The organism is Bacteroidales bacterium, from assembly GCA_016707785.1.
Classification (GTDB): domain Bacteria; phylum Bacteroidota; class Bacteroidia; order Bacteroidales; family UBA4417; genus UBA4417.
Map to the genome: position 1 here is coordinate 20862 of JADJGZ010000015.1, position 17953 is coordinate 38814.

Sequence of the window (17953 nt, forward strand, 5' to 3'; positions counted from 1 at the left end):
TTGGTTTTTTACTTAGGTTCCGATTTACCCGCAACCTACTCAAGGTTCAAATTCACTACATTTTTTCTAACTGCCTACTACTACTTTGGCAAAACGGATTACTTTTTCATTCAGTTTATAGCCTTTCTGGACTTCATCCACTACTTTATTTTTCAGATCTTCAGATGGTGCCGGAATATGGGCAATAGCTTCCTGCTGATCAGTATCAAAAGGTTCCCCAACGCTAGTAATTTCCTGTAATCCCTTCCCGTTAAGTATATTTCTGAATTTGGAAAAGATAAGATGTACACCTTCCTTAACCGCATCCAGGTTTTCTGTAGTGTTCATGGATTTTATTGCTCGTTCAAAATCATCTATCACTGGCAGAAGATCTGTAATAAGGTCTTCAGCAGCAGTTTTGCTCAAATCCTGTTTCTCTTTTATAGTGCGTTTCCGGTAATTATCGAACTCGGAGTATAAACGCAATAACTTGTCATTGAGTTCAGCTATTTTTTCCCTGGGATCAGTTTCAACTGTTTTTTCCTGGTCTTGATCGGAAGTTCCGGCAGCATCCTGATTTTCTGCAACATTGGCAGTGTCCTCAGTTTCCTTACTATTATCATTGTTCTTGCCGGGTTCTTTCTTGTATTTCATATTAAGCCTAATTTAATTTGTATTAAGTCATGCTAAAATGTCAAAAAGTCCTGATTTTACAGGACTTTTTTACTATGCAAAATTGCTGCCAAAGGGTTATTGCCGACAAATTGGCAGTTAATTGTTTAGCAGCCCAATCAACTGATGATTTATATCCTTCTTATTTGTGCTCCTATGGCATTTAACCTGCCGTCAATATCCTGGTATCCCCTGTCGATTTGGTCAATATTATCAATGATGCTGGTGCCTTTGGCGGAAAGTGCGGCAATTAGCAGGGAAACCCCAGCTCTAATATCGGGCGACGACATCCTAATGCCCCTTAACCGGTTCTTCTTATCCAGGCCAATTACGGTTGCACGGTGAGGATCACAAAGGATAATCTGTGCACCCATATCAATGAGTTTATCTACAAAGAAAAGCCTGCTTTCAAACATCTTTTGATGAATTAAAACACTGCCTTTAGCCTGGATAGCTGTAACAAGTGCAACACTGATTAGGTCAGGCGTGAATCCGGGCCAGGGTGCATCACTGATAGTCATAATGGAGCCATCCATGAAGGATTCAACTTCATAATGATCCTGCTCCGGAACATGGATATCATCTCCTTCCAGATATAGTTTAATACCTAGTTTTTTGAATACATCAGGAATAATCCCTAGGCTATCATACTGAACATTCTTTATGATGATATCTGACTGTGTCATAGCAGCAAGGCCAATAAAACTTCCAATCTCTATCATGTCAGGAAGCAGGGTATGTTCTGTTCCCTTTAGCGTTTCCACTCCATGGATATGAAGAAGGTTCGAGCCAATTCCTTCGATGTTTGCCCCCATCCTGACCAGCATTTTACATAGCTGGACCAGGTAAGGCTCACAGGCAGCATTGAAAATAGTAGTCTTACCTTTTGCCAGCACTGCAGCCATTACAACATTAGCTGTTCCTGTAACTGATGCTTCGTCGAGAAGCATATAAGTTCCTTTGAGTTCTTTGGCAGTTACCCGGGTAAAATGCTTCACTGAATCCTGGTCGAAATCAGCACCCAGCTTATGAAGCCCGATAAAATGTGTATCAAGGCGCCTTCTTCCAATCTTATCGCCTCCTGGCTTAGGAATAGAAGCTTTCCCAAAGCGGGCCAGGAGTGGGCCGAGTATCATCACTGAACCTCTTAAACTGGCAGCCTGCTTACGGAATTCATCTGTTTCAAGAAAGTCCAGGTCTATTTGGTCGGCTTTGAAAACATAGGAACCCACTTTATGTTTTGTAACATTTACACCCATGCCCCTCAACAACTCTATTAGTTTGTTTACATCCAGGATATCAGGAATGTTATTGATTACAACTTCTTCTGGTGTGAGAAGAACTGCACATAATATTTGAAGTGCTTCATTTTTAGCACCCTGAGGGATGATTTCCCCTTTTAGCCGATTCCCGCCGACAATTTCAAATGAGCTCATAATTCAATGGTTGAAATATGCGGCAAATTACAAAATCAAAACCAAAAATGCTGAATTATAGCTGAGAATAAGAAGTGGATTGTCATTTAAATGAAATGCTCCCTTTCCATGCATCTAATCATCAGTATAGCTGATAGATACCAGGATGACAGCTTCACCGGGCAACCCGGTAAGCGAATAAATCAAAAGGTGAATCGAAGATTAGTATTTTCTCCTGTGACGTCCGTTGTTATTATCCTTCTTGGGAATAAATTTACGACGATGCTGCTGCTGTTGTGGCTGGGTTGATTGTTGAGGTACTTGCTTGTTGGCTTTCAGGATATCCACAGTTGAATGAAGGCGATCATCTTCACCTAACTTCAGTCGTCCGGCTGAAAGGAGGTCCAGATGTTCATGAATCAACTCATCATTCACTGAATCGCGGTTCCAGTTAAGGTACATTTTCTTCAGGCCATTGGCAATGGTTTTCACAAGTGCTTCTTTTTCCGCGCCTTCTTCAAATAACGTAGCTTTTTCAATGATACGTTGCATATATTTCCCATAGGGCCTCAGTTTGATTTCCTCCTGGGTATAACGAACTCTCTGTGGACCAGGAGCTTCCTGGGGACTGGGTGGAATGGGATAGGGAGAATCAACATCAAGTTTAAATTCTGCCATTACATGGAGGTGATCCCATAACTTATGCTTTAAATCACCCTGCTCACGCATCTCAGGGTGCATATTAGCTAAAACATTGACGAGGGTATTTGCCATCCTGTTCCGCTTTTCACGGTCCTCAAGACTGCAGATGTATTGTACCATGTCCTGTACATTCCTGCCATATTCAGAAATGATCAGATTACCCCGGGTTGTATTATATTCCATAAAGGTATTTGACTATAAAGTTTTTGCGATTTGTCGCTATGACCTGGATCCGCCTTATTTGGCTGTTTTTAAATTCAGAAAAGCTGATCTGTAAAAACGTAGGATGGGAGATTTTTAAAACTGCTGCAAAGGTAAGTAAATTTTCCGGATATGCTTTTTAGTGATAATGAAATCTCTTTTGAATAAATAGCCTATTCTGAATTGAGACTAAATGTGATTGGGGGGGGGGGGGGGGGGGGGGGGGGGGGTGGGGGGGGGGGGGGGAAAAAAAATTGGGGGGGGGGGGGGGGGGAGGAAGAAGGAAGAGCCCCCCCCCCCAAAAAAAGGGGGGGGCCATTCAAAGGAGGGCGGGGGTGGGTTATTTTATCAATGTAACGCAGTAAAATTTGCCCATCTTTGCAAAAAAATGTAGCATTCTTGAATAAGAAAATCCTTCAACTTGCGATTCCGAACATAGTTACTAATATCACCATTCCTCTGCTGGCAATGGTAGACCTTGGACTGATGGGTCATATGGAAGGAGAGAAGTATCTTGGAGCCATTGCACTGGGTGGGATGATATTTAGTTTCCTTTTCTGGGGATTTGGCTTTTTGAGAATGGGAACAAGCGGTTTTACTGCCCAGGCATATGGCCGTCGGGACCTTGGTGAAGCAAGTGCTGTGCTGACACGAGGTTTCATCACAGCATTGTTTTCTGGTATTCTTCTCATATCCTTTCAATACCCGATTTCATGGGTAGCCTTGAGATTCATCGGTGGAAGTGAGGAAATCGAATCCCTCGCAATGAGCTATTTTCAGATAAGGATATATGCTGCACCTGCTACTTTGATCATGTATGCCCTGACAGGCTGGTTCATTGGAATGCAAAATGCACGGATTCCCATGATCCTCGCAATTGCAGTAAACTTACTTAACATCATACTGAGTCTCATATTTATCAGGGTTTTTGGATTGGCTTCTGATGGTATTGCCTGGGCAAACCTTGTCAGTCAATATATGGGATTATTGATGAGCCTTGTTTTCTTAAGGTTATACTGGAAGAAACTGAAGGCATACTTCAATATCAGGAAGGCTTTAAGCTGGTCACAATTCCAGGAGTTTATTCATGTAAACAAGGATATTTTTATCCGTACACTCTGCCTTATCTTTACGCTCTCCTTTTTTACAGTGCAATCAGCTAATACGAGTGATACCATATTGGCTGTAAATACGTTGCTGTTTCAGTTTTTTTACTTCTTCTCCTATTTTGTAGATGGGTTTGCCTATGCTGCTGAAGCCCTTACCGGACGATATATTGGCTCCCGTGACAAGAAAAATTTACATAGATCTGTTCGGTTGTTATTCATTTGGGCAACAGGTATAGCCACTGTGTTTACAATTGTATATCTTGTTTTTGGCAACCTGATTCTTAGGTTGTTGACCGATAATCAACAGGTGTTGCTGGCTGCTAAACCTTATTTAGTATGGATAGTATTGGTTCCGTTTGTAACTTTTTCGGCATTTGTGTGGGATGGAATTTTTGTCGGAGCCACAGCCTCTAAAGCAATGCGGAACAGTATGGTTATTATTACAACTGTAATTTTTCTCCCGGCCTACTACCTTCTTGAGCCGGTTATGGGAAACCATGGACTATGGCTGGCTATGATGCTCTTCATGGGGGCAAGGGGGATTTTTCTGAGTTTTTATGCAAGGAAGGCAGTGTTTGCACAAATTATACTCAATCGCAATGAATTTGCGAAGCAAGATTCTTGCAGATTGAGTTATACCGGGGCGCACAGGTATCCTCCGCCAGCCGGCGAATCGCAAACTGATTCAGCAACGGTATAATAAGCGCATTTCAGCATAATTTGCGTCTTCTATCTTTTCCTTTAACAGGAGGTTTTTTATTGAAACGGATAGAATTAAAGTCGTTGTTTCATTTTTTATGAATCATTTACTAAGACTGTAGGGGTAAAAGCAAGTTCGAGTGTCTTACGTATATTATTTAATATCTGTTTATGAAAAAGGTATGTACTTTAATCTGCTTAATTATTTTCAGTTGCCAGCTATCATTTTCCCAGGACTGGCAGTCCGTAAGAACAGGTGTAAGCCAGGTTTATTCAGGACCTGCGGATGTTTACATATACAATCTAAAGAGTATACGTATTGATACTTCCTATTCCCTGGATGGAGTCTCCCATTTAAAAAACCTTAGTTCAGTAGGAAGTGCTGATGGGAATTGCTTTTCTCCATTTGGAAACTCCTGGATAGGTAGAGAGGTAATTTCGTATCCAAACGGAGATAATTATTTTATTAATTACAATGAAGATTCATTGTTGATCAGGACTTTGGGCCTGATGGGTGAATCCTGGGTATTTCTCAGGAACCAGTTATTAAACCTCGAACTGCATGCTAATATCATGTCTGTGTCTGAAGACACCTTCCTGGGGATTACTGATTCAGTAAAAGTTATTGAATTGCAAGCATTTGATTTAACAGGAAATGCAAAAAGTCATGCATTAAACGGGACTCAGCTCATTTTGAGCAAACACTATGGATTAACCCGGCTTATTGAATTTTTTGCTAATCCACGTCAAACCTATTATTCTCCTGAGAAGATATACGACCTTGTAGGAATGACAGATCCCATACTTGGGATACAAAACCTTGAATATTCTCAAATATATAATTTCGAAATTGGAGATGAATTCCACACTCTTGCGGATGGTTATTATACCTCGGGTTCTGCCTGGGATTCTACCCAGAAAATTAGTTATGTGATTGATAAAGCCATAAGCGCATCTGGTGATTCTGTTACCTATACATTCTTTCACAAATGGAGAAATGTTTCATTTGTCGGACCGGAACTCTATTGGCTGAATTTCGGGCAGGATACTGCAATGATAACGTATTCATTTAGATCTGAAACAGCAATCCAGTTTTTGAAACTTCCGGGGGAAGCGATGGTTTTCCAATCCGGACCCACAGAAGCATATATTAAAGATGCAGCGCAAGGTTCTTCTCAATTGTATAACGGCCGGCAAATAAAGGAAGATCCCAGCGGCGGGAATGTTCATTATTTTGGAACCTGGGGAGATAGTTGTTTCCAGTATTATGCCTGGGGATATCCTGACCTGACTCATTTTGGCCAATATATTGAAGGATGCGGGGGACCTTACTGGTTTGAAACTGCCTATCATTTAGATAGGGAATATAAACTGGTCTATTTCAGGAAAGGCAGTGAAACATGGGGGAGTCCCTTTAATGATCAAACCTGGCTAGGTCAGGTGGAAATTCCGGCATCAATCGATAATATAAAAGTGTACCCCAACCCGGTTGTTGATAATCTTACTGTTGAAATTGCAAATCCAGGCAAAGAAGGTTGTTTGATATATATGATAACCTCATTACTGGGAAAAACTTCCTGCCAGGGCACGATCAATGAAATGAATTTCTCTATCCCGACTCGTGGGTTTGCACCAGGAATGTATGTTCTGAGAATATTTAAGGATGGACAGGCGATCGGACAAAGAAAGTTTGTCAAGCAATAATTCCGGATTAACCAAGGATTTTCAACTTGGCAAACCTGAGGAGTAGCTGTTTAAACCCTACCACCTCAAAAGCAATGCGCAACACTATGGTTATTATTACAACTGTAATTTTTCTCCCTGCATACTACCTTCTTGAGCCGGTTATATGAAACCATGGACTATGGCTGGCCATGATGCTCTTTATGGGAGCAAGGGGGATTTTTCTGACTGTCTTGTCAAAGAAAGCTGTAATAGTAAAATTATTCTGAAAGGAAGGAGAACCTTAATTATGCTAGTAAATTAGACAGTAAGTAAAAACATCTAAGAAACAGAAAGTATATAATCAAAAAATCAATTTGATAAAGATATTTGTCAGGGTAAAACAAGTTTCAAGGGGTTTACTTAAATTTGACTAAATCATTCGTAGATGAAGAGTATTTTTAGTTTCATTATTTTATTTATGATTTTCGGGAGCCGAATAAATGCACAGGACTGGCAGTGTATTCATGACAACTTCATTGCATATTATTATTCCACGGATGCTAAAACAACCTGGACGGTCAATATCGATTCTGTAGTCACGAAAGATAATTATAAATATTATTATAATTCTCCTATTATTAGATTAGAATATTCCTATTACGATTTTATTGGCAATTCTACTTCCTGTTATGATCCCTTTAGCCCGTCATGGATCGGAAATTCTATGTCAGCTGGGGATGCAGGGAACTTTTTCTTTAACAAGGCTGGTGATGGCATCAGGATTCGAACTGATAAGCATAAAAACGATTCCTGGATATGTTGCAGAATAACTGATACTACCCGACTATATGCAGAAGTGTCTTTGGAACAGGTAGATACAGTTTTGGGAATGGCTGATTCAGTTAAGTATATAACATTTCAGGCAAAGAACATAAACGGTGTACTGATATCACACCCACTGAACAACCAGGTATTTAAACTGAGTAAAAGCTTCGGAATGCTCACCTTATTCGATTTTTATACATTTCCTGAATATTTATCCACGCAGCCGGTTCATTTACTTTCAGGTATTTCAACATCCATTAAGGCTATCGGGACTCAAAATATAACGTATAGACAAGTATATTCCTTTGCACCAGGGGATGTATTTCATAGCTATTATGAACCTTACCATATGGAAATTACTGATCATGAAACCAGAAAAACTATCAGGATTATATTGGATTCATGCTGGAATTCAACAGGTGACACGGTAAAATACAAAGTTGCCAGGTTTATTAAGAGTGTCTGGCCTTCGGATAATATTCCAGTATATACTTATGATCTTATAACAGAGATATATAGCTTTATTTCAGAGACTGCTGAACAATTTGATAATAATCCAGGGCACACTTCAATTATCTATGATTCGGATGATACAGCAGCTTATTTTTACTATAATCAGTTTTGTGATTCAAAGTATAATAACCGTAGCACTAAAAATTTAGTTGGGTATTTCTATCCTGGTTCCATGTGTGGTGATACATTGGTTAATGGCAGTCGATTTGGGACCGAATATTCCTATTACATCGATGGATGCGGTGGAGAATATTATTCCCATAGATCTAAAATAGATCTCATACATTATAATGTAGCATATAACTATCTGGTCTATTTTAAAAAAGGATCAGAAACCTGGGGAACTCCTTTTGATACTTCAGATTGGGAAGAACATGGTTTAATGAATAACTATGATTCCGGCACAAAGTTATTTCTATACCCAAATCCTGCTGTAAATTCTATAACGGTCGCAATCCAGGGATACCAAAAAGGAGTTTACAGCCTGGAAATTGTTTCACTCCTTGGTATCAAACAGCTTAAAATTTATTTTGAAGCTGATGAGATGACAATTCCTGTTGGAAATCTAAAAAGGGGAATTTATCTCCTCAGGCTTTATAATGGAAATAAGCTTGTCTCACAAAAGAAACTGGTAAAAACCTAGTTTCAATGCAGTATTCTCAGCTTGGCAAATCGCAGTAATAACTGCTTAATTCCGACTCCATCAAATTTCACCGAGGCCTTTTTATTAGGTCCCGCGCCTTCCACACTCAAAACTTTTCCATTACCAAATGTGGCATGGTAAACACTCATACCAGCCTGTATGAGTTCAATATCATCACCATCTTGTGAAACCGGTGAGTGAGTTGATACAGGCGTATTACTCAGTTTTTTGAATCCTGGTCCGGGGGATGCTGGTTTCGGAGAAGGAGGAGGTGAAGAACTTTTTGGTTGAACCGGGGCGGCTGGCTTTCCAGGGATTTTTTGCTTGATTGTGCTTTTCCCGGGTTCCTCAGCAAGCCTGTTCCATTTGGTTTTTGTGGGTAATTCAAGAAATACTTCATCGATCTCATCGATAAACCGGCTTTTTTCTGCCATAGTCAGCTGGCCCCATCGGTATCGTGATTCTGCATACGAAAGGGTTACCTTTTTTTCAGCCCGGGTAAGGGCTACATAAAATAGCCGCCTTTCCTCCTCCAGATCTGCCCTTGATGAAATAGACATAAAGGAAGGGAAAAGATTCTCCTCCAGTCCGGTGATGAATACATAGGGATATTCGAGGCCTTTTGCCTGGTGAATGGTCATGAGTGAGACGCGATCGGTATCATTAGGGTCATCATTATCCTGATCGGTAATCAATGAGACCTCCTGCATGAATTCATCCAGGTATCTGACAGGAATGGCTTCTTCTTCAGGACCGGGTTCACGTTCAGTAAATTCCTGGACAGCATTCAGCAATGCTTCTATGTTCTCAAGCCTGCTTTGACCTTCAATGGTCTTATCTTCGTCCAGTTCTTTCAATAAGCCGGAAGCTTTGGAAATATACTCAGCAAGGTCAAAAGCATTTCGGGAGTGCAACTGCGCACCAAAGGCCTCAATCATGGTGCAAAAAGCCGAAATGGAAGCAGCAGTCTTGCCCGCAAATCCCATTGAATATGAATGATGGTTATTCAGGATTTCCCAGAGTGAACAATTATTCTGGCTTGCCTGGATCGCTATTTTCTGCATGCTGGTATCACCAATTCCCCTGTGAGGGTAATTAATTACCCTTCTCAGCGCCTCTTCATCATTACGATTAACAGCCAGTCTGAAATAGGCCAGCATATCTTTGATTTCCTTGCGGCTGTAAAAGGAGAGACCTCCATAAATCCGGTATGGAATGTTAAGCCTTCGAAGCGCTTCTTCAATGGAACGTGATTGGGCATTCGTGCGGTAAAGAACTACAAATGCATCATTTTTGAGGTATTGATTCATCTTGGTCTCAAAAATGGCATTGGCAACAAGGGTGCCTTCTTCACTATCACTGGTGGCTTTCAGAACTTTGATCAATGATCCTTCTTCGTTCTCTGTCCATACTTCCTTTTTGATCTGGTCTTTATTATTGGCTATTACCCCATTGGCAGCATTTACAATGGTCTGAGTTGACCTGTAATTCTGCTCCAGCTTATATAGTTTATACTCCGGGTAATCATTCTTGAAATTCAGGATATTCTGGATATTGGCACCACGGAAAGCATAGATACTTTGTGCATCATCACCAACCACACATATATTTTCAAACCTGGAAGCCAGTTTCTTTACAATAATATATTGTGAATAATTGGTGTCCTGGTATTCATCCACGAGTATGTACCTGAATTTATCCTGGTATTTATAAAGTATTTTATCATGGTCACGCAACAGGATATTGGTGTTGAATAACAGGTCATCAAAATCCATGGCTCCTGATCTGAAGAGTCGCGCCTGGTAGATGGCATAGATCTGGCCAATATGAGGTTTCCGGTTCTGACGGTCTTGCTCCATAATCTCCTGGTTATTGATGTAATCCTCAGCGGAAATCAGGTTGGACTTGGCAGCAGATATTCGTCCCAGTACAAAATTGGCAGGATATTCCTTAATATCCAGGTCCATCTCCTTAATAATGTTCTTTAGAAGGCTTTTGCTATCATCGGAATCATAGATCGTAAAACTGGAGGGATATCCCAGTAAGTGGCCATCAGCCCGTAATATCCTGGCAAAAACTGAATGGAACGTTCCCATCCATACATTCCTGGCTTCACTCCCTACAATACTGATAATCCTTTCTTTCATCTCCCTTGCTGCCTTATTGGTAAATGTCAGGCATAGGATATTGAAGGCATCAATTCCCTGGTCAATCAAATAGGCAACCCTATAGGTGAGCGCACGGGTTTTTCCTGAGCCGGCACCAGCTATAACCATTACCGGCCCAACGAGTTGCTCAACAGCTTTCCGTTGGGCATCATTTAATTCATCTAGTATTTTCCTGCTCACTCTTGGTTTTTCTTTGATTGTACAACCCACAAAAGTACAATTTAAGCCTGTTCAGCTAATGGGATTTTATCAACAGTGCCGTTTGAATCAGCATGAAGATATTTTCTATATTTACACAGTATCAATATTTACCGACCTATTTCCGGCATTCACCGAAATTGACTTTCGCCAATGGATGACCCGTTTTACTTTTGCTTCATTAATTTTAAAACATCGAAAAATGGAATACAATTATAATGAAACACAAGAAAAATCTGCTGCCCGGTTCAAAGGGAAAAGCGTTGTATTTGGCGTCCTGGTTATCCTGGCCGGCCTTTTACTTATGGCTCGTAATACCGGAGCATTGGAACCTTCTGTCAGCAGGATCATCTTTTCATGGGAGATGCTATTGATTGCTATTGGAGCCATTAACCTGTTCAGCAGGCACTCAATCTGGTCAGGTTTTATTCTGATGTCAATCGGAGTATTTTTCCTGTTAGTCAATTATTTCTCCCTCCCATTCACTCTATGGCATGTCTTCTGGCCTGTGCTGATCATCTTTGTTGGTCTCAGCATGATCTTCGGAGCGGTCAAGTTGAGGAAACATCATTTTTTCAAACAACCATCCACTGCCAATGAGGAAGTTTTTGAAGACTTCGCATTATTTGGTGGAGGGGAAAAGAAAATTCAATCACAATCATTCAGAGGGGGCAAAATCATCGCTGTTTTTGGGGGTTCTAAAATTGATCTCTCGCAATGTACCCTGGCACCAGGGACAAATATGATAGAAGTAGTTGCTGCTTTTGGAGGAACTTCCATAGTTTGCCCTGCCGATTGGAATGTGAAAGTGGAAGTATTCAATATCTTTGGTGGATATGCAGATAAAAGAAGCGTTTCACAGGTAGATATTAATAAAGTATTGATCATTAAGGGCGTAACCATATTCGGTGGAGGTGAGATAAGAAGTTTCTAAACTGATTGGCTAATTATTTCACTAAACTTTTAAATGCTTATCGATGATCAACCGATTTCTCTCCAGGAACTTATGGTTTTTCTATATTGTATTTTGGATAGCCCTTGCCGCTATCCAATTTGCATTGATAATAGAAAGGTTCGATTTTCCAATCTGGTTGAGTTTACTGGATTCCCTTGTTTTTAGCGTATTATTCGGGTTGATGGGTATTGGATTATGGTTCATGGTTCAGTTCTCTGGCAGAATGCAGCGCAACTGGCTGGAAACTATTATTTTTCATGTAACCGGTTCTGCATTTGCAATGCTTCTTTGGTTAGGATTAGGAACTTTCATTATGAAGTCTCTAGCTGATGATGAAGAAATTTACATCAATTTCCTGCTGCAATCGCTTACATTTCGCATTCTTGCCGGTATCCTGATCTATTTTCTTCAATTGGCAGTTTTTTACCTGATTCTCAGCTTTAAAGAGTTACAGGAACGAATGGAAAGGGAAGCATCCTTAACTTCAATGTTGCGGGAAGCAGAAATAAATACACTAAAAGCTCAGATCAAACCTCATTTTCTTTTCAATAGTTTAAATTCTGTCAGTGCTTTGACCCTAAAATCACCGGCTAAAGCCCAGGAAATGGTGATTAAACTTTCTGAATTTATGAGGTACTCACTTTCCATGTCAGAACAATCCATGAGTACCCTGAAGGCAGAACTGTACCATGCCAGCCTCTACCTTGATATTGAAAAGGTCAGGTTCAGCGATCGATTAAATGTAGAGGAAATCATTGCCCCTGATTGTGACAATTGGCCCCTGCCGGCAATGATCCTTCAACCTTTGCTTGAGAATGCCGTTAAACATGGAGTATATTCCCTTTCAGGACCTTCATCCATTCTATTAAACATCAGGTGTGAAAATGAATACCTCATCGTGAGTATAATGAATAGCTTTGACCCCGATACGCTGCCCAGGCGAGGCACAGGAACAGGCCTGGCGAATGTTACTAAAAGAATGACAGCCATATATAGCAGGCCGGACCTGATCACCATCGATAAAAAAGAAACAACTTTTGAGGTAGTATTAAAATTTCCCTCGATCACTTCCAATTAATTAACAACCAGGAATCATGTCAGTAAAAGTATTAATCATCGATGATGAGCCCCTTGCCAGAGACCTTGTCAGGAGTTACTTATCCAATCATTCTGAAATTGAAATACTTGGAGAGTGTGTGGATGGTTATGAGGCTTTAAAAAGTATTCAACAATGGAATCCGGACCTGGTATTCCTCGATATCCAGATGCCTAAACTTGACGGATTTGAATTATTGGAAGTTTTACCTCAAAAACCGGAAATCATTTTTACCACAGCATATGATCAGTTTGCCATCAAGGCATTCGAAATGAATGCAGTGGATTACCTGCTCAAACCTTTTGCAAAGGAAAGATTTGATGCAGCAGTAAATAAAGCCGTTCAGCGGATCAGCCAGGGCCAGGCAAACCAGGTTAGTCCTGTGGAAAAGCTAAAAGAACACCTGGAATCTGCTACTCAGATGGTGGAAAGGGTTGTTACCAGGTTGGGATCTAAAGTTACGGTTATTCCTGTCGACCGAATCTGGTATATTGAAGCGCAGGATGATTATGTGATGATCTATTCAGAATTAGGAAATCATCTGAAAGAAAAAACCATGAAGTTCTTTGAACAACATCTGCCCTCCAATAACTTCATTAGAATTCATAGAAGTTCTATCATCAATATATCTCAGATTGCCGCTGTTGATCAATATACAAAGGATACCCACTTAGTTACCCTCAAGTGTGGGGCTAAGCTTCGTGCCAGCGAAGAAGGCTACAAACGACTCAGGGTGTTTTTATAAACCGGGATAAATACTCTCGTAGATATACAGTCTCCTGATCCTTTCTAAAAACGGATTTTTCCTTGTCAACAAAACGATAATCAGATAATTGAGAATTCGGGTACTCATACAATAAGTTTATTTTGTCAATCTTGTAACTTATTTGCAGGCCCATTCGTTTTATTCTGATTGTTTAAATTACTAATAATACCTTCCCAACTGTATGATGAGCCGACTCCATACCAGTATTTTCCTCTTTGTTTTAGTCACCCTTCCATATCTCTCTTTTTCTCAGAAATCATATCAAACATCCCGCCTTTCCGGAAAACAACCGGAAATCGATGGGATGATCGATGAGGAATGCTGGAAGAGTGTTGAATGGGGGACAAATTTTACCCAAAGAGAACCCAATGATGGTCAATCGCCTTCACAAAATACTTCTTTCAGGATACTTTATGATGACAACAACCTTTATGTTGCAATAAGGGCATATGATTCAGTGCCATCAGAAATTGTTACCAGGCTGACCCGAAGGGATAATACAGATAGTGACTGGGTAGGAGTGATTGTTGACAGCTATGATGACAATCTTACGGGTTTTGGATTTGCTGTTACTGCCTCAGGTGTGAAAATGGACCTGATGATAACCAATGATGGGATGGATGATCCAACCTGGGATGCATTATGGCTCGCAAAAACAAAATTGGATGATAAGGGTTGGACAGCTGAATTTCGCATTCCCCTCACTCAACTCAGGTTTGGAAAGGCTGATGAATTATCATGGGGCTTAAATGTTTTCAGGTATATTTATCGCAAACAGGAAATGTCACTTTGGCAACCCATTGCGAGGAATGCTCCTGGATTTGTTAGCCTTTTCGGTACTTTAAATGGTTTGAAAGGAATTAAACCAAAGAAAGATATTGAAATATTACCTTATGCAGTTGTCAAAGCTGAGTATGATGAAAAGGAAGAAGGAAACCCCTTCGAAAAAGGCCATCAGTATGGCTCGGCGATAGGTGTAGATGGAAAGGTTTCCCTCACCAATGATATTACTCTCAACTTCACGGTTAACCCGGATTTTGGTCAAGTCGAAGCTGACCCCTCTGTTGTTAATCTTTCTGCTTTTGAATCCTATTTTTCCGAGAAAAGGCCCTTCTTTATCGAAGGTAAGAATATTTTCGACTATAGCCTTACAGGGGGTGATGGGGATGATACCCGGAATATCCTTTTCTATTCCAGGCGGATAGGTCGAGCACCGCATTACTCTCCTGATCTGGAAGATGGGGAATATGCTCAAATGCCTTCAACTACGCATATACTTGGTTCTTTCAAGGTTTCAGGAAAGACTCGGAACGGACTTTCCATTGGGGTTATGGAATCACTTACCCGTAAGGAACAGGCCACAATCGACCTGAATGGCGAGCGCAGAAAGGTTACTACCGAACCAATGACCAACTATTTTATCGCCAGGGTGCAGCAGGACTATAATAAAGGTACATCCAGCCTGGGTGGAATGGTAACAGCCACCAACAGGTCCATTCAATCCGATTACCTGAACTTCATGCCCAGGTCAGCCTATGCTGCTGGTTTGGATTATAACTATACCTGGAAAAATAAGACCTACTATTTCGACCTTAAATTTGTGGGAACCCGACTTGAAGGCAATAAGGAAGCAATCACTGAATTGCAGCAATCTTCAGCCCGTTACTACCAAAGTCCGGATAAGAATTATGTGAAACTTGATACAAATAGAACCAGCTTATCCGGCTACGCATTTACTTTTGATATTGGAAAATCCGGCAACGGACATTTTAATTATATGGCTTGGCTTACCTTGCGTTCACCTGGGGTTGATTTCAACGATGTCGGATATATGCGACAGGCCGATGAAGTTCAGCAGGTTGTTTGGATTGGATACAGGGAGTATAAACCCAAGAGACTCTTTAAATACTATGGACTCAATTTTAATGAGTATATAGGATGGAGCTTTGGAGGTCAATCCATCTACAAGGGTGCAAATGTTAATGGATTCGGACAATTCAACAACTACTGGAATATTGGGTCAGGGTTTAACATGGATGCCGAATCCCTGGATCGGTCACAACTCAGAGGCGGACCTGGACTCATGGTTCCCGGTGGTTACAATTACTGGATTGATTTATCCTCTGATGGCAGAAAGAAACTGAGCATGGGTGTGAATGCGTGGTTATACAGGGGATTTGAAGAATATACATCCATGAATGGGCTATCATTATCTGCTACCTTTAAACCCATTAATTCACTTTCAATCTCTTTGTCGCCGGATTACTCATGGGGGTTCAATGAATTGCAATATGTAACGGATTTAACTTATAATGAGTCCACAAGATTTATCCTTGCTCGTCTCGACCAACATTCATTTGGTGTATCGGTAAGACTAGATTATTCACTTACTCCTGACCTTTCTATTCAATATTATGGACAACCGTTCCTTTTCGCAGGGAACTATTCCAATTATAAACGGGTCATCAATGCAAAAGCCTCAGATTATGAAGATCGGTTTATCGACTTTACAGAAGGTGTTGAATTATTTGAAGGGGAAGATGAAAATGAATGGCAGGTTGATGAAAACAGGGATGGAAATGTGGATTATACATTTTCCGATGATGATTTCAATTTTATGCAATTCAGGTCGAACCTGGTAATGAGATGGGAATACAGGCCGGGTTCCTCATTATACCTGGTTTGGTCGCAAGGCAGAACCCAGGATGATACCCATGGGGACTTCGCATTCAGAAGGGATATGAATTACCTGTTTGATAAGCACCCCCAGGATATATTTTTGGTTAAAGTGTCGTATATGCTTGTATTCTGATTTCCATCTTTGATCAATTTTCATTCTGGAGTTATTGATATGACTATATTCGTGGAGTTGTTATCGATTATTGCCATATCTGAACTATCAATCACCCCATCCCCATTAACATCTACTGGAAACCTTCTGGGTTTAAGCAAATATAAGAAGAAAGAGCCGAGGCATGACGCAACCACTAAGTGTGTAACCAAATAGTTTGCAACCAGTAGGTTTCATGATAATAATGATTATATTTGCAATCAAAATAGTAAATAAATATGCAAATAGCTAATAGCCCGTTCATTTTCGGAAGGAAGGCGGTAGGAGATAATTTTACTGACAGAAAGGGTGAAACAGAGCGATTGATTTCCAATTTCCGAAATAAAGTAAATACTATTCTGATTTCACCCCGACGCTTGGGGAAGTCGTCGTTAGTGAAAAAAGCAGGTGATCAGTCAATTTCCAGCACATTGATTGTTATTCATCTGGATGCTTTTGGAATACGTGATGCAAATGAGTTTTATAAGGTTCTGGCAACCGAAGTCATAAGAAGTACTTCAGGTACTATTGAAACATGGATTGAGAATGCCAAACGATTCTTTTCGCGGATCACGCCTCGCTTCTCATTTGGTTCCGATCCTGTAAACTCATTTGAACTTTCATTTGACCTCGATTCAATAGAAAAAAATTATCAGGAAATACTTGATCTGCCAGAAAAAATTGCTTCTGAAAAGGATATTAAACTTGTGATATGTATTGATGAATTTCAGAATACAGCTCTTTTCAGCGATTCAGTTTTGTTTCATAAACGGCTCCGAACAGCCTGGCAAAATCATCAGTCTGTTACATATTGCATTTATGGGAGCAAATACCATATGATGTCAGCATTGTTCGAGAAACAGTCCATGCCATTTTACCGGTTCGGTGAAATTATTCACCTTGGTAAAATACCTGCTGATGATTGGGTAAAGTTTATTGCTAAAAGGTTTCGATCCACTAATAAGACAATTGATCTGTCATTGGCCCAATCCATTGCAGATACTGTAAAATGCCATTCATACTATGTACAACTATTGTCGCATCTTGTTTGGTTGCGTACTTCTGATGAGGCTAATGATGAAATCCTTACTATTGCTAAAGATGATATGATTGTTCAGAATGCGATGCTATACCAATATGAAACTGAAGCCCTTAGTGAAACACAGTTGAATTTCCTCAAAGCGGTGGCAACAGGTATAAAAGCCAATTTCAATAGCGGTCAGGTCATTCAACAATTCAGATTAGGCACTTCAGCCAATGTTAGTAAGGTAAAAAAAGTGCTGATTGATAAAGAGATCATTGACTTGTCTGGGCAAGGTGTGGAATTCCTTGATCCAGTCTATGAATTATGGTTTATCCGAAACATATTGAAACGAAAATAAAATTCAAATGACTGAAAAGTTGCAGGAAATAAGCGATTCGCTGGGTCGATATACTTTGTCATACCATTGAATGTCAGTACTTTTGTTAAATCAGGCATGGAGGAAGGTAGTAAAGCTCAGTATGACTGTGATGTA

11 protein-coding genes and 1 pseudogene are annotated in these 17953 nt (G+C 40.3%); 8 read left to right on the forward strand and 4 right to left on the reverse strand.

Features of this window, described 5'->3' with window-relative positions; all coding sequences use genetic code 11:
- Positions 1-66: 66 nt before the first annotated feature.
- The 3 genes from IPH84_09805 to IPH84_09815 all read right to left on the reverse strand — a co-directional run bounded on the left by IPH84_09805 (position 67) and on the right by IPH84_09815 (position 2951).
- A complete protein-coding gene (locus IPH84_09805) occupies positions 67-633 on the reverse strand; it encodes a nucleotide exchange factor GrpE (GenBank protein ID MBK7173509.1) in 567 nt (188 codons plus the stop codon).
- A gap of 149 nt (positions 634-782) precedes the next feature.
- A complete protein-coding gene (murA, locus tag IPH84_09810) occupies positions 783-2087 on the reverse strand; it encodes a UDP-N-acetylglucosamine 1-carboxyvinyltransferase (protein MBK7173510.1) in 1305 nt (434 codons plus the stop codon).
- Positions 2088-2288: 201 nt separating this feature from the next.
- Complete coding sequence (locus tag IPH84_09815; GenBank protein ID MBK7173511.1) at positions 2289-2951, reverse strand: DUF4290 domain-containing protein; 663 nt, start codon at positions 2949-2951, stop codon at positions 2289-2291.
- Between the two features lie 417 nt (positions 2952-3368).
- Between IPH84_09815 and IPH84_09820 the strand changes: the two genes are divergently transcribed.
- The 3 genes from IPH84_09820 (at position 3369) to IPH84_09830 (ending at position 8423) form a co-directional block, all read left to right on the forward strand.
- Positions 3369-4778 (forward strand): MATE family efflux transporter, encoded by a 1410-nt coding sequence (locus IPH84_09820; protein MBK7173512.1) that lies wholly within the window; start codon positions 3369-3371, stop codon positions 4776-4778.
- Between the two features lie 170 nt (positions 4779-4948).
- A complete protein-coding gene (locus tag IPH84_09825) occupies positions 4949-6481 on the forward strand; it encodes a T9SS type A sorting domain-containing protein (GenBank protein ID MBK7173513.1) in 1533 nt (510 codons plus the stop codon).
- Between the two features lie 406 nt (positions 6482-6887).
- On the forward strand, positions 6888-8423 hold the full coding sequence (locus IPH84_09830) for a T9SS type A sorting domain-containing protein (GenBank protein ID MBK7173514.1): 1536 nt from the start codon (positions 6888-6890) through the stop codon (positions 8421-8423).
- Positions 8424-8425: 2 nt separating this feature from the next.
- Here IPH84_09830 and IPH84_09835 read toward each other — a convergent pair.
- Positions 8426-10747, reverse strand: a pseudogene (locus IPH84_09835) (UvrD-helicase domain-containing protein).
- Positions 10748-10991: 244 nt separating this feature from the next.
- Here IPH84_09835 and IPH84_09840 point away from each other — a divergent pair.
- The 5 genes from IPH84_09840 (at position 10992) to IPH84_09860 (ending at position 17818) form a co-directional block, all read left to right on the forward strand.
- The gene (locus IPH84_09840; GenBank protein MBK7173515.1) at positions 10992-11723 is read left to right on the forward strand and encodes a hypothetical protein; all 732 of its coding nucleotides are present in this window, start codon (positions 10992-10994) and stop codon (positions 11721-11723) included.
- Between the two features lie 43 nt (positions 11724-11766).
- Entirely contained in the window at positions 11767-12822 is a 1056-nt protein-coding gene (locus IPH84_09845) for a histidine kinase (protein ID MBK7173516.1), read from the forward strand.
- Between the two features lie 16 nt (positions 12823-12838).
- Positions 12839-13585 (forward strand): response regulator, encoded by a 747-nt coding sequence (locus IPH84_09850; GenBank protein ID MBK7173517.1) that lies wholly within the window; start codon positions 12839-12841, stop codon positions 13583-13585.
- A gap of 205 nt (positions 13586-13790) precedes the next feature.
- Positions 13791-16418 (forward strand): carbohydrate binding family 9 domain-containing protein, encoded by a 2628-nt coding sequence (locus IPH84_09855; GenBank protein ID MBK7173518.1) that lies wholly within the window; start codon positions 13791-13793, stop codon positions 16416-16418.
- Positions 16419-16675: 257 nt separating this feature from the next.
- Positions 16676-17818 carry an ATP-binding protein gene (locus IPH84_09860; GenBank protein MBK7173519.1) on the forward strand — a complete coding sequence of 381 codons (1143 nt, stop codon included), beginning with the start codon at positions 16676-16678 and terminating at the stop codon, positions 17816-17818.
- The last annotated feature ends 135 nt before the right edge of the window (positions 17819-17953 follow it).

Bases quoted from the DNA above. Each gene is read 5' to 3' on its own strand.
- IPH84_09805 (MBK7173509.1), bottom strand. From the start codon at position 633: ATGAAATACAAGAAAGAACCCGGCAAGAACAATGATAATAGTAAGGAA.
- murA (MBK7173510.1), bottom strand. From the start codon at position 2,087: ATGAGCTCATTTGAAATTGTCGGCGGGAATCGGCTAAAAGGGGAAATC.
- IPH84_09815 (MBK7173511.1), bottom strand. From the start codon at position 2,951: ATGGAATATAATACAACCCGGGGTAATCTGATCATTTCTGAATATGGC.
- IPH84_09825 (MBK7173513.1), top strand. From the start codon at position 4,949: ATGAAAAAGGTATGTACTTTAATCTGCTTAATTATTTTCAGTTGCCAG.
- IPH84_09830 (MBK7173514.1), top strand. From the start codon at position 6,888: ATGAAGAGTATTTTTAGTTTCATTATTTTATTTATGATTTTCGGGAGC.
- IPH84_09840 (MBK7173515.1), top strand. From the start codon at position 10,992: ATGGAATACAATTATAATGAAACACAAGAAAAATCTGCTGCCCGGTTC.
- IPH84_09845 (MBK7173516.1), top strand. From the start codon at position 11,767: ATGATCAACCGATTTCTCTCCAGGAACTTATGGTTTTTCTATATTGTA.
- IPH84_09850 (MBK7173517.1), top strand. From the start codon at position 12,839: ATGTCAGTAAAAGTATTAATCATCGATGATGAGCCCCTTGCCAGAGAC.
- IPH84_09855 (MBK7173518.1), top strand. From the start codon at position 13,791: ATGAGCCGACTCCATACCAGTATTTTCCTCTTTGTTTTAGTCACCCTT.
- IPH84_09860 (MBK7173519.1), top strand. From the start codon at position 16,676: ATGCAAATAGCTAATAGCCCGTTCATTTTCGGAAGGAAGGCGGTAGGA.